We start from the raw sequence: 12,252 nt of genomic DNA, 5'->3' as shown, positions 1-12,252 counted from the left end.
GGCAGGAGATCGTCATGCGCAGCAAGCGGCTCTCCACCGTCGAGGAGCAGACGTACGCGGTGGTCCTCGACCCCGGTGACGAGGCGGTCGAGAGCCTGACGGAGTGGGCGGCCGACAGCGGCGTCCGCGCCGCCCGGCTGACCGGCATCGGCGGGTTCCGGCAGGTCACGCTGGGCTTCTTCGACCCGGAGGCGCTCCGCTACGACCCGATCCCGGTCGACCGCCAGACCGAGGTGCTCTCCCTGATCGGCGACTTCGCCATGCCCGACGACGACGTACGGCCCCACCTGCACGCCCATGTGGTCGTGGGTCTGCCCGACGGCACGACCCGCGGCGGCCACCTGCTGGCCGGCGAGGTGTGGCCGACGCTGGAAGTGATCGTCACACAGTCGCCGCGCTACCTGCGGCGCCGCCACGACCCCGCCACCGGCCTGGCCCTCATCGACCTGGGCTGACCCCTCGGCCCGCGCCGCCCCGCCCGGCCACCGGCCCGGCCCGCACCGGCCCGGACCGCCCCCCGTCCGGCCGCCGGGCTCGGGCGGTTCACTCGAAGTCGTCCGGGTTCAGTTCCTTCAGGCGTTCGAAGCGCTCGCGTTCCTCGTCGTAGTCTTCCTCGTCCTTGGGACCTTCGAGGTCGGCCGCGGGCGTCTCTTCGTCCTCGGGCTCTTTGCGTCGCATGGTCATCCCCCTCCCGGCGGACCGGGCACGGGGCTCCCCCGCGCCCATCGCTCCGGCTACCCCTCTGACCTGCGGGCAAACGATCGCGGGCGCCGGATGTTGACCGGCTCTTGTGCGGGCTCGTGGGGGCGCTTGGCGTGCCGGAGGGGAGGTTTCCGGGCGATTGTTCCGACTTTCTGAGGAGATGTACGTGCCCACCAAACGTTCCGCCAAGCCGACCCGGTCGAAGCCCGACAGCCAGCCGTGGCTGCACGTGAACGGCGTGGAGATCCAGGAGTACGGCACCGTGCGGATGTTCCCGCTCGGCCTCTCCCGCGACGCGCGCGAGTACTCCTGCCAGCGCCTCAACCAGATCCTGGCCGACACCCAGATCCTCTACAGCCTGTACAAGAAGCACCACTGGCTGATGCGCGGCCCGACGTTCTACCAGCTCCACCTGCTGCTGGACAAGCACGCCTCGGAGCAGATCGCGCTGGTGGACGAGATGGCCGAGCGCGTGCAGACCCTCGGCGGCGTCGCGGTGGGCGACCCGCGGCACGTGGCCGAGATCACCGTGATCCCGCGCCCGCCGAACGGCTGCGAGGAGGTGCCCGCCATGCTCTCGCGCCTGATCGAGGCGCACGAGACCATCCTCGTGGCCGCCCACGACGCGGCCAACCGGGCGCAGGAGATGGGCGACGACGGCACCAACGACCTGCTGGTCTCCGACGTCATCAGGACGAACGAGCTGCAGACCTGGTTCCTGATCGAGCACCTGGTGGACACCCCGCTGGTGGAGAAGCCGGACCGCTGACCCGCCGGCACGGCCGAAGCCCAGTAAGCCGGAAATCGACGCCAGGTGAAGGAAATGTCTGGATTTAGGCCGACATCGCACACCGGGCGTAACGGTTCATACCGGGCGCGGTAAGGCGCCGCATCGAGCCTGCGCCGCCGGGTACGGAGAAATCGCGGGCCTGTGGGGCCGCCGGCGACCCGCCAGAGCGCGCCGCCACGAAGGCGCGCCTCACCAGCGGGACGCCCTCTGACCAGGCCCGACCCCGACCGGGCCGCCCTGACGGGGGCTACTTCTGACCGGGAGCGACGGAGAACGACATGACCGAACCGCTGACCTCACCGCCCGCCCCCGCCCACGGCGTCGCGGGACGGGAGCGGCGGCCATGAGCCTGTCGGACCGCGAACGCCGCATCCTGGCCGAGATCGAGCAGGATCTGCGCTGGCAGGATCGCGACTTCGCCTGCCGCATCGACGCGCTCAACGCCAAACCGGCCCGGCGCCGCCGCTGCCCGGTGACGCGCCGGGAGATGGCCTTCATCCTGGTCATCGTGGTCGCGATGACGCTGCTGTCGGCGGTCGTGTTCGTGGCGGCGGGCCGTCCGCGCACCCAGCCCGCGCCGCGCCCCACCCGCGAGGTGGTGACCACCTCGCCCCAGGTCACCCATCCCTGACCGCCGGCTGCCCGCTCAGGACGGCGGCGGGGCGACCGAGGCGCGGGTGACCAGGCGCGAGCGCAGCGTGTGCACGTCGTGCCGCGGCTCGGCCCCGTCGAGCACGTCGAGCAGCACCTCGGCCGCCTTCGCGCCGAGCTGGTGGACCGGCTGCTCGATCATCGTCAGCGGCGGGTCCATGACTGCCGCCCAGGCGCTGTCGTCGAAGCCGATGAGCGAGATGTCGGCCGGGTAGGACAGCCCGGCGGCGCGTACGGCCCGCAGCGCCCCGGTCACGGCGTCGGTCTCGGTGCAGAACAGGGCGGTGGTGCGGTCGGGCAGCGCCAGCATGCGGGCCACCTCCTGGGTGGCCCACTCCTCGGTCTTCGGGCCGGTCATGACCAGCTCGGGATCGAAGGGGATGCGGGCGTCGTCGAGCGCGTCGAGGTAGCCGCGCAGGCGCTCGCCGTCGGTCCACACGTTGCGGGCCTTCTCCAGCAGCGCCCGCCTGGTCACGGGCGGATCGACCGAGGACGGCCCCCACACGAACCCGATGCGCCGGTGACCGGCCGCGATCATCACCTCGACCGCCTCGCGGGCCGCGCCGCGGTTGTCGATGACGACCGTGTCGAGGTCGAGCGGCGCGACCGCGCGGTCGACCAGCACGATCGGGATGCCCCGGCCCATGGCCGCCCTGATGTGCTTGACCTCGTCGCGCCCCACGGCCGCCGAGGCGATGATGACGCCGTCGACCCGCTTGTCGATGAGCACGTCGGTGGCCGCCACCTCCTCGTCGAGCCGCTCGTACGTGCTCAGCACGATCGTGTCGAACCCGCGGGCGCGCGAGGCGTCGGAGATGCCGCGCATGACGCCCGCGAAGAACGGGTTGCCGATGTCGGCCAGGATCACGCCGAGCGTGTGGCTGACCCCGGTGGACATGCTGCGGGCCAGGGCGTTGGTGCGGTAGCCGAGCTTCTCGGCCGCCGCCAGCACCCGTTCGCGCAGCTCCGGGCTGACATAGCCGTAGCCGCCGAGGGTGCGGGCCGCGGTGGCGCGGCCGACGCCGGCCTCGGCGGCCACCTCCGAGATCGTCGGCCGCCCCGACTGGCTCCGGTCGGCTGCCATCGAACGGGTTCCTCGTTTCTGGGGGGTCGCGGGCACGCCCATGCTAGCCGCGCGGGGCGGGCCTGCCGAAGCCGAAGGCGCCTTCGACGAAGCACTGGTCGTAGGCGGTCTCCGCGCCGGCCAGCAGCGCCCGCAGGACCGGCCCGCGGCCGGGCGCGGTGCCCTTGCGCCAGCCGTCGCGCAGCAGGGAGACCGCGAACCCGGCCAGGAACGCGTCCCCGCAGCCCATGGTGTCGACGATCTTGCCCGGGTCCTCGACCAGCCGGGCGGGGGCGGCGACCAGGTCGTGGCCGTCGTAGGCCATCGCGCCGTCCACGCCCCTGGTGCCGAGGGCCAGGCGGGCGCCGCTCGCCACGGCGCGGGCCAGCAGGTCGCGGGTGCCCGCCTCGTCCAGGTGCGAGCAGGACAGGAGCACCAGGTCGGCGTGCGGGCAGACGCGGTCCAGGTAGGCGGGGGCGCGGTAGTCGTCCTCGCTGGACAGGTCGAAGCTGACCAGGGGACGCAGGCCGGCGAGCCCGGGCAGCTCGTCCTCGCTGCCGGAGTAGACGCTGGAGTGCACCAGGTCGAACGAGCCGGCGTAGGCGAGCAGGTCACCGGCCAGCGCCAGCGGCTCCCGCACGGTGACGCCGCCGCCGTTCCAGCCCAGGAAGACCCGGTCGCCGTCGTCCACGCGCAACCGGGACACGCCGCTCTCGCCGGGACGCACCACGCAGCGGTCGACCGCGACGCCCTGCGCGGCGACGGCCTCGCGCAGGAAGCCGCCGAGGTCGTCGTCGCCGAAGACGCCGAGGTAGGCGGCCTCGACGCCGAGGCGGCCCGCGTAGACGGCGACGTTCACGCTGTTGCCGCCCGGATAGTCGATGCCCCGATCGACGAACCGGTCGACGATGTTGTCGCCGAAGCCGAGGACTCTCATGTTTCTCCTGTGCCGGGGTGTTCGGGGTGGGCAGGCCGGGGCCGCTCCCGTCCCGGCGGGCGGGAGCGGGAGCGGAGGTGCGGCGGCCTAGTAGTCCATGACCCGGTAGTAGCGGCGCAGGTCGAGCGAGTGGTCGCGGACGCGTTCCAGGTGCTTGCTGACCCGGCCCAGCACCGTGTCGAGCACCAGCGGCGCGAGCAGGCCGCGGAACTCGGGGCTGATGCCGTCGAGCGGGTAGTCGCGGGTGTCGAAGACGGTGACGTCCTTGGAGATGCGCCGGGCGAAGGCTTCGGCGCGGTCGGTGAGCGGGCGCGTCTCGTCCTCACCCTGGAAGATCAGCACGCTCGTGTCCTCCTCCAGCAGCTCCAGCGAGCCGTGGAAGAACTCGGCGCTGTGCACCCTGGTGGTACGCAGCCACTGCATCTCCTCAAGGATGCACATCGAGTACAGGTAGGTGAATCCCCACAGGTTCCCGCCGCCGATGAGGAAGTGGTAGTCGGTGTCCTTGTGGGCCTCGGCGAACGCGGCGGCCACCGGCTCGGCCTGCCGGGCGACCTCCAGCAGCACGCCGGGCAGCCCGGCCAGCTCGCCGGCCAGCTTCTCGTAGCCCTCGAACTCGCCGCGGCGGGACAGCAGGCGGCCCATGAACAGCAACATCTGCTGGTCGAACGGCCACGCCTTCGGCTCCGAGACCAGCACGGCGTCCACGGCCTTGGCGATCGGCGAGTCGGGGTAGCCAGTGAAACCGACCGTGTACACACCCCTGTCCTTGACGTACTCGATCGCGCGCAGGCTGTCCTCGGTGGTGCCGGAGACCGAGGTGAAGATCGCCACCGTGCGCCCGCCGAGCCGGGCGTCGCCCGAGACGACCAGCTCGGCCGCGATCGCGGCGCGCACGTCGAGCGTCGAGCTGCGCCTGGCCAGGTGCTCGTAGGGCCACATCTGGGCGTACGTGCCGCCGGCGCCGACGAGCAGGAGGGTGTCGAACCCCTGGTCCACGAGCCGATCGACGAGCTCCTCGATCTGGGGGCGCAGGGCCACGGTGCTGGCCAGCTGCGACAGGAATTCCGGCTCGTTGAATCCGAGCATCTTCGCGTCCTTTCGGGAAAGCTTGCGGGCCGGCGCCGCTCAGCGGCCTGATACCGGTATCACGCGGAGGTCACGCTGACACAGGATCCGGCCACGCGTCAACACCCCACCTGCGAGAACCGGTGACGGCCTGCTGTTTCATCGCTGCGAAAAGCCCGTCGGCAGCCGCCTGGAAAGAAAATCTTGCTTTGTGGTCTGGTACCGGTATCAGTTCATCTGTACAGTCAGCCAACACCCCCACCGCGGACCGGCAGGTCCCCCTCTCCCTCCGAGAGAAAGGAAGCCCATGCGCCCTCGCGCAATGACGTCGTTCGCGGCGCTCCTCGGGACGCTCGCCCTGGCCGGCTGTTCCGGCGGCGGCGACGGAGCGGCCAAGGCCCCCGCAGCCGACCTGTCCGCCACGCCCGACTTCTCCGGCACGCTGAGCATCCTCACCAAGTTCGCCGGCGACCCGCTGCAGCCGTACTTCGAGGACCTGGCCGCGGCGTACCAGAAGCAGCACCCGGGCGTGAAGGTCGAGCTCATCCAGGAGACCGACCAGAGCATCAAGGACAAGACCAAGACGCTGACCGCCTCCGACGCGCTGCCCGACGTCTTCTTCACCTGGAGCGGCAACTGGGCGGAGAACTTCGTGCGCGGCGGCCGGGCCGCCGACCTGAGCAAGGTGATCGGCCCGGACACCGAGTGGGGCAGGACGTTCAGCCCCGGCTCGCTGTCGGCCTTCGCCTACGACGGCAAGTACTACGGCATCCCGCTGTACGGCAACGGCAAGTTCATGGGCTACAACAAGACCGCCTTCGACAAGGCCGGCGTCAAGGTGCCCGGCACGTTCGAGGAACTGGTCGGGAGCTGCGCGGCGCTGCGCAAGGCGGGCTACGAGCCGGTCGCCTTCGGCAACAAGGACGGCTGGCCCGCCCTGCACTACCTCCAGCAGCTCTTCGCCTACGACGTGCCGGCCGACGTCCTGCAGGCCGACTTCAGCCCGAAGACGGCCAAGCTCGACCACCCGGGCTACGTGACCGCGCTCAACCGGTTCAAGACCCTGGTCGACACCTGCACCGACACCGGCAAGGGCACCAACGGCGTGCTCTACAGCTCGGCGCAGCAGGCCTTCCACGACGGCAAGGCGGCCATGTACTACCAGGAGGTCCTGGAGTTCGACAACGCCACCGACAAGAACGGCCTCAAGCCGGACGACTTCGGCATCTTCCAGCTCCCGGTCCCCCAGAACGCGGCCGGCGACCCCAAGACCGTCGAGGGCGCTCCCGAGGGCTACCTGATCAACGCCAGGTCGCCGCGGGCCGCGCTGGCCGTCGACTTCATGAAGTTCGTGACCTCCACGCAGAACGCCAAGACCCTGTCGGCGCCCCCGTACGGGCAGCCCAGCACGGTCGTCGGCGCGGTCAGCCCCGAGACCTCCAGCAAGGCCGTCTACGAGGGCATGGAGCAGGTCAACAAGGCGCCGCGACTGGCCGCGTGGCTCGACACCGTCACCGTGCCCGAGGTCGCCGACGCCTGGCTGGCCGGCGGCGAGGCGCTGATCAGCGGCGGCTCGACCCCCGACAAGGTGCTGGCGAGCGTCCGCGAGGCGTCGGAGTCGGCGAAGTAGGCCGGGCGGGCCGGAGGGAGGGCATGCCGGTGCGTGCCATACGTCAACGGGCGCTCGGCCTGGCGTGGGTGGCTCCCGCGCTCGCGCTGGTCGTGGTGTTCGTCTACCTGCCGCTGGTGCAGAACTTCCAGTTCAGCACCCTCAAGTGGGACATCTACAGCGGCACCCAGGAGTACGTCGGGCTCGACAACTACCGCAGGCTGATCGACGACCCGGTCTTCTGGTCCTCGCTGGGCAACAACGTCCTGTACGCGGTGGTCTCGATCGTCTTCCAGGTGTTCGGCGCGCTGCTGCTGGCCGCGCTGATCGAGGGCGTGCGCAGTGAGCGGTGGCAGCGCGGCCTGCGGGCGGTGTACTTCATCCCGTCGGCGATCTCGATGACCGTCGCCGGGCTGCTCTTCTACTTCATCTACGAGCCCAACCTGGGCCCGCTCAACCACCTGCTCAGGGCGATCGGCCTGGACGGCCTGGCCCAGGCGTGGCTGGGCCAGGAGAGCACCGCCATGTCGGCGATCATCGCGATGAGCCAGTGGCAGGGCTTCGGCTACTCGACGCTGCTGTTCGCGGTCGCGATCCAGCGCATCCCGCGCGAGATCTACGGCGCCGCCGCCATCGACGGCACCGGGCCGGTCCGGCGGTTCTTCCACGTGACCGTGCCGCTCGTGCGCGAGATGACCGGGCTGATGATGATGGTCACCGTCTCGGGCGCCTTCCAGGTGTTCAACGAGGTCATGGTGATGACCAGCGGCGGCCCCGACAACTCCAGCCAGGTCCTGGGCACCTGGCTCTACCGCAGTGGCTTCGTGCGCAACAACTTCGGCTACGCCGCCGCCATCGCGACGGTGATCTTCGTCATCACGCTCGGCATCGCCGTGGGACAGATGTGGGTCACCCGTAAGAGAAGGGTGGAATGGTGAGTCGCCGCGGCTTTCTCGGCGTGATCGCGCGCGTGTTCCTCTGGGCGTTCCTGCTCTGCCTCGCGGTGGTCGTGCTCTATCCCCTGCTGTGGATGGTGCTCAACGGGTTCAAGTCCAACAGCGAGCTGTTCGGCAACCCGTTCGCGCTGCCGTCGAGCTGGAGCTTCGAGAACTACCAGAAGGCGTGGAACCGGGGGGTGAGCGACTACCTGACGACGAGCGTGCTGGTCACGCTCACCTCCACGGTCGCCACCGTGTTCGTCAGCGCGTGGGCGGCCTACGGGCTGACCCGGGTGAACATCCCGTTCAACCGGTTCGTCACGATGGGCATCCTGGGCGGGCTCATGCTCGCGCCGACCGTGGCGCTCGTGCCGCTGGTCAAGATGTTCCAGGCCATGGGGTTGTACAACAGCTTCTGGGCGCTGCTGATCCTCTACACCGCATTCCGGATCCCGTTCACGACGTTCCTCATCCGGGCGTACATGATCGACCTGCCGCGCGAGGTGGACGAGGCCGCCGAGATGGACGGGTGCGGCCGCTGGACCGCGTTCTGGCGGATCATCCTGCCGATGTGCAAGCCGATCCTCACCTCGACCGTGCTGCTGCACATCCTGTTCGCCTGGAACGAGTACCTGTTCGCGATGGTCTTCACCAGCGGCGCCGGCGTGCAGACGCTGCCGGTCGGCCTGACCGGCCTGATGAGCAAGCACGGCACGGACTTCCCCGTCGTCTTCGCCGGGATGGTGATCGCGGCGCTGCCCGTGGTGCTGCTGTTCTTCCTCGGCCAGCGCTACATCGTCAAGGGCCTCGCCGACGGGGTCGGGAAGTGAGCCAGATGTCCTTGTCACTGCGCCAGATCACCGGTTCGAACTTCGCCTACCAGCACCTGCCCCTCGACCGTTTCCTCGACGACGCCGCCGCGCTCGGGCGCGAGCACCTGGAGTTGTGGGGCGTCGCGCCGCAGCTGCACGTGCCGTGGCTGAGCGACGCCGAGGCGCGGGCGATCCGCCGGCGCGCCGCCCGGCGGGGGCTCACCGTCCGCTGCCTGACGCCCGAGCAGGTGGCCTACCCCGTCAACCTGGCCTCGCCGGACAGCCGGCTGCGGGCCGGGAGCGTGGCGATGTTCCGGCGGGCCGCCGAACTGGCCGCCGAGCTGGGGGCCGAGCTGCTGCTGCTGACCCCGGGCCGGGGCTTCGAGGACGAGCCGGTCGCCGGCGCCTGGCGGCGCTCGGCCGACGCGATCGGCGAGATCTGCGGGTACGCCGGGACGCTCGGCGTGTCGTGCGTGCTGGAGGCGTTGCAGCGGGTGGAGTCCAACCTGGTCAACGACGCGCCCACGCTGGCCCGCATGATCGACGAGGTGGGCGCCCCGAACCTCGGCGCGGTGCTGGACACCGTCGCCATGGCGGCGGCCGGGGAGAGCGTGGACGACTACTTCGACGCCCTCGGCGACCGGGTCAGGCACGTGCACCTGATCGACGGCTCCCCCACCGGGCACCTGGCCTGGGGGGACGGCGAGCTGCCGCTCGCGGACTACCTGGCGGCGCTGGACCGCAGGGGCTACCGGGGGGCGATGACGTTCGAGCTGTTCGGGGCCGGGGACTACGCCTTCGACCCGCGTCCCGTGGTGGAGCGCTGCCTGGCCTCCGTACGGGCAGCGCTCCCGGGAGCCTCATAGCCCGCCGGCGGCTCCGGGCATGGCCAGCTGTCCCTTGAGCGGGCCGGGATACCTGGCCACCAGCCTGGCCCTGCCGGTGCGGACGTCCACCGCGTAGGCCCGGGTCTCCTTCCCGGCCACGACGGCGAGCGTGACCTCCGACGGGCTCTGCCAGATCGTGGCGTCGTCGATGCCCGCCCCCTTCGGCAGGCCCTTCACGGAGACCTTCCGCAGGGCGCGGCCTGTCTTGGTGTCGAGCACGGTGAGCCTGCCGGTGATGTACTCCGGCTGGGCCCTCTTGCCGGGCGGGAACTCGAAGGCGACCACCGTGCGGCCGTCCGGGGCGAGCTCGCTGAACATGATGAAGACGCCGTCGAAGCGCACCGGCCTGCCGCCGCCGGTGACCGGCATGAACAGCAGGTCGGTCCTGCGGTAGCGGACCAGCTCGGCGACGCCGTCCTTGATGGCGACCGGCTCGTACACGCCGGGGACGGACACCGTCCTGCCGGTCCGCACGTCGATCAGCAGGCCGGGGTTCTTGCTGCCCTCGCGCGGGTCGAACGCCAGATGGCGGCCGTCGTCGGAGACCACCAGCATGGAGCCCATGCCGAGGCGTTCCTCCTTGACCTTCGCGGCGGAGACCGTCTCCGCGCCGGTCACCATGTCGCGGACGACGTGCGCCCCCGCGTCTTTGTCGTAGTAGGCGAACATGCGCCCGTCGCGGCTGACGGCGACCGGCACGCGGTCGTTCCGGGCGGTCGTCCCGAGCGCCTGGGGCACCCGGTACGTCCTGCCGTCGCCGGTGACCACCCGCCATTCGCCGTCCAGGCAGCCGGGCTTCGCGCTCTCGCCCTCGGGAGGCAGGCAGCTCTCCCTGTAGGCGTGGCTGAGCGTCCCCACCTTCCCCGCGGGCAGCACGGGCACGGCCGCCGCCTGCGGCGCGGCGGACTGCGCCTGCCTGGGAACCACCAGCACGGTCGCCGTCACCCCGGCCAGCACCGCGATCGTCGCGGCGGCCGCCAGCGTCGCCGAGGCCCGGCGTCTGCGCCGGTACCCCGCCACCGCCAGGTCGGCCAGGTTCACCGGGGGTGCCTCCTCGGCGATGCCGTTCAGTGCGTCACGCAGTCTGGTCATCGGGCCGCCTCCTGAGCGGTTCGCGAATCCACGAGGTCGGGGGCCAGCGCGCGCAGGCGCGCCAGCGCGTGATGGGTCTGGCTCTTCACCGTGCCGACCGCGCAGCCGAGCGCGTCGGCGGTCTGGGCCTCGGTGAGGTCCTCCCAGAAGCGCAGGACGATCACCGCGCGCTGCTTGCGCGTCAGCTTGTCCAGCGCCTGGCGCAGCACGATCCGGTCGAGCACGTCCTCGTCGTAGGTGACCGCGCGCTCGGGCGGATCGGCGCTGGGCAGCTCGGGGTTCGGCCGGCGCCGCCACGAGATGTACTGGTTGACCAGCGCCTTACGCGTGTACGCCTCGGGGTTGCCGTCCCGGGCCAGCTTGTGCCAGTGCTTGACGACCTTGACCAGCACGCTCTGGAGCAGGTCCTCGGCCTGGTGAGGGTCGCCCACGAGCAGGTAGGCGGTCCGCATCAGCGCCTGTTGCCGGGCGATGACGAACTCGCGGAAGCCGTCATGAGCGTCCAATGTGGTGATCTCCCTTCGCCCGTTCCCAACGCGGCCGGCCGGGCGGAGGGTTGCAGGTCCGTACCAGAATTCCCTACGGCCTCACCGGGCCCGCCGGGCCGGACGGCGGCCCCAGGTGGCCCAGCGCCACAACCACTCCAGCGGGCCGAAGCGGTACCGGCGCAGCCAGAGGGTCGACCACACCCACTGCAGAGCCAGGATGACGGCGGCGATCCCCACGATCGTGCTCAGCGTCCAGCCCTCCGGCGGGCCGCCGGCCACCTTGCCGAGGACCAGGACCAGGGCGGTGGCGCTCAGGTAGTTGGTCAGCGCCATGCGGCCCAGCGGGGCGAAGACGGCCCGCAACACCGGGCGCAGCGGGGTCCTGAGCAGGACGAGCAGGACGCACACGTACAGACCGGCCATGAGCAGCCCGGACGTGGCCATCGGCAGGGGGGTTGCCGTGGTTCCCGCCTGCCACGTGAGTGCCGGGACGGTGGCCACGGCGAAGCCCAGCGCCAGCAGCGCCGGGACGCGGGTGGAGCTCTCGATCCGGTCGATCACGCCGTACCTGGTGAGGGCCGAGCCCAGCAGGAACAGGCCGGGCACCAGCATCGTGCCGCCCCCGAAGGCGACCAGCGCCGCGACGACGAGCACGGCGGCGAGCCCGGCCACGGCCCAGCGCGGCAACCACGTCGAGGGCAGCAGCACCACCAGGCCGACGACCGCGTAGACGGTCAGGATGTCGCCGCGCCACAGCAGGAACATGTGCACCAGGCCCATGCAGGCCAGCAGGAGGAGCCGGCGCAGCAGCAACGCCCGCGGATGGGGCACGCGGGCGGCGGCGGAGTCGAGCAGCAGCGAGAAGCCGACGCCGAACAGCAGCGAGAAGATCGGGAAGAAGCGCTGCTCGACGAGCAGGCCCAGCCAGCGGGCGGTGTCGTCGAGCGTCGCCTGCTGCGCGGTGACCGGGTCGGTGCCGAGGTGCGAGATCGGCTGGACGTTGGCGAGCAGGATCCCGCACAGGGCGAACCCGCGCACGACGTCGAGCGCGATGATGCGCGACCGCCCGGGGGCGGCGGGCGGGGTCTTGTCCTGGGGCAGGGCGCGGGCGGGCCGCGGGTCGTCATAGGGCATGGGGCCTCATCCTGCGACGGGCGGCGGGGCGCGGGGAGGGTCGAAAGCAGGGTTCGGGCCGGGGCGACCGTACTTTCGGCC

At 71.3% G+C, this 12,252-nt stretch carries 14 protein-coding genes; 7 read left to right on the top strand and 7 right to left on the bottom strand.

Annotated features, from left to right (window positions below; genetic code table 11):
• The first annotated feature begins 14 nt into the window (after positions 1-14).
• Positions 15-455 (top strand): PPC domain-containing DNA-binding protein, encoded by a 441-nt coding sequence (locus ABZ444_RS01205; RefSeq protein WP_357990935.1) that lies wholly within the window; start codon positions 15-17, stop codon positions 453-455.
• 88 nt (positions 456-543) lie between these two features.
• Here the strand turns inward: ABZ444_RS01205 and ABZ444_RS01200 are convergent, their stop codons facing one another.
• Complete coding sequence (locus ABZ444_RS01200; protein WP_357990932.1) at positions 544-678, bottom strand: hypothetical protein; 135 nt, start codon at positions 676-678, stop codon at positions 544-546.
• A 190-nt stretch (positions 679-868) separates the two neighbouring features.
• On the opposite strand from ABZ444_RS01200, the gene ABZ444_RS01195 reads away from it, so the two are divergent.
• Both ABZ444_RS01195 and ABZ444_RS01190 read left to right on the top strand, forming a co-directional pair.
• Positions 869-1,471: a DNA starvation/stationary phase protection protein gene (locus ABZ444_RS01195; protein WP_357970692.1), complete on the top strand. Its 603-nt coding sequence runs from the start codon at positions 869-871 to the stop codon at positions 1,469-1,471.
• Positions 1,472-1,835: 364 nt separating this feature from the next.
• Positions 1,836-2,123, top strand: a complete 288-nt coding sequence (locus ABZ444_RS01190) for a DUF3040 domain-containing protein (RefSeq protein ID WP_357990929.1) — start codon at positions 1,836-1,838, stop codon at positions 2,121-2,123.
• 15 nt (positions 2,124-2,138) lie between these two features.
• Here ABZ444_RS01190 and ABZ444_RS01185 read toward each other — a convergent pair whose 3' ends face one another.
• The 3 genes from ABZ444_RS01185 to ABZ444_RS01175 all read right to left on the bottom strand — a co-directional run bounded on the left by ABZ444_RS01185 (position 2,139) and on the right by ABZ444_RS01175 (position 5,232).
• Positions 2,139-3,227, bottom strand: a complete 1,089-nt coding sequence (locus tag ABZ444_RS01185; protein WP_352349572.1) for a LacI family DNA-binding transcriptional regulator — start codon at positions 3,225-3,227, stop codon at positions 2,139-2,141.
• A 43-nt stretch (positions 3,228-3,270) separates the two neighbouring features.
• Positions 3,271-4,143 carry a PfkB family carbohydrate kinase gene (locus ABZ444_RS01180; protein WP_357990925.1) on the bottom strand — a complete coding sequence of 291 codons (873 nt, stop codon included), beginning with the start codon at positions 4,141-4,143 and terminating at the stop codon, positions 3,271-3,273.
• 87 nt (positions 4,144-4,230) lie between these two features.
• The gene (locus ABZ444_RS01175) at positions 4,231-5,232 is read right to left on the bottom strand and encodes an SIS domain-containing protein (protein ID WP_357990922.1); all 1,002 of its coding nucleotides are present in this window, start codon (positions 5,230-5,232) and stop codon (positions 4,231-4,233) included.
• A 286-nt stretch (positions 5,233-5,518) separates the two neighbouring features.
• On the opposite strand from ABZ444_RS01175, the gene ABZ444_RS01170 reads away from it, so the two are divergent.
• The 4 genes from ABZ444_RS01170 to ABZ444_RS01155 are packed head-to-tail and all read left to right on the top strand — an operon-like array spanning position 5,519 to position 9,436.
• Positions 5,519-6,841 (top strand): extracellular solute-binding protein, encoded by a 1,323-nt coding sequence (locus ABZ444_RS01170; RefSeq protein WP_357990919.1) that lies wholly within the window; start codon positions 5,519-5,521, stop codon positions 6,839-6,841.
• A 29-nt stretch (positions 6,842-6,870) separates the two neighbouring features.
• Positions 6,871-7,758, top strand: a complete 888-nt coding sequence (locus tag ABZ444_RS01165; protein WP_357990916.1) for a sugar ABC transporter permease — start codon at positions 6,871-6,873, stop codon at positions 7,756-7,758.
• Positions 7,752-8,588 carry a carbohydrate ABC transporter permease gene (locus tag ABZ444_RS01160; RefSeq protein ID WP_357990914.1) on the top strand — a complete coding sequence of 279 codons (837 nt, stop codon included), beginning with the start codon at positions 7,752-7,754 and terminating at the stop codon, positions 8,586-8,588. Before ABZ444_RS01165 ends, ABZ444_RS01160 begins: the two co-directional genes overlap by 7 nt.
• 5 nt (positions 8,589-8,593) lie before the next feature.
• Entirely contained in the window at positions 8,594-9,436 is an 843-nt protein-coding gene (locus ABZ444_RS01155) for a TIM barrel protein (protein WP_357990911.1), read from the top strand.
• Here ABZ444_RS01155 and ABZ444_RS01150 read toward each other — a convergent pair.
• The 3 genes from ABZ444_RS01150 to ABZ444_RS01140 all read right to left on the bottom strand — a co-directional run bounded on the left by ABZ444_RS01150 (position 9,431) and on the right by ABZ444_RS01140 (position 12,171).
• Entirely contained in the window at positions 9,431-10,549 is a 1,119-nt protein-coding gene (locus ABZ444_RS01150; RefSeq protein WP_357990908.1) for a hypothetical protein, read from the bottom strand. The two genes, ABZ444_RS01155 and ABZ444_RS01150, sit on opposite strands and share 6 nt — an antisense overlap.
• Positions 10,546-11,055 (bottom strand): SigE family RNA polymerase sigma factor, encoded by a 510-nt coding sequence (locus ABZ444_RS01145; protein WP_357990905.1) that lies wholly within the window; start codon positions 11,053-11,055, stop codon positions 10,546-10,548. The genes ABZ444_RS01150 and ABZ444_RS01145 overlap by 4 nt, the downstream gene beginning before the upstream one ends.
• A gap of 81 nt (positions 11,056-11,136) precedes the next feature.
• Positions 11,137-12,171, bottom strand: a complete 1,035-nt coding sequence (locus ABZ444_RS01140; RefSeq protein WP_357990902.1) for a DUF418 domain-containing protein — start codon at positions 12,169-12,171, stop codon at positions 11,137-11,139.
• Positions 12,172-12,252 lie beyond the last annotated feature (81 nt).

Origin of the sequence: Nonomuraea sp. NPDC005730 (assembly GCF_040630865.1) — a bacterium.
GTDB lineage: Bacteria > Actinomycetota > Actinomycetes > Streptosporangiales > Streptosporangiaceae > Nonomuraea.
This window is presented reverse-complemented; position numbering and strand designations above follow the sequence as displayed.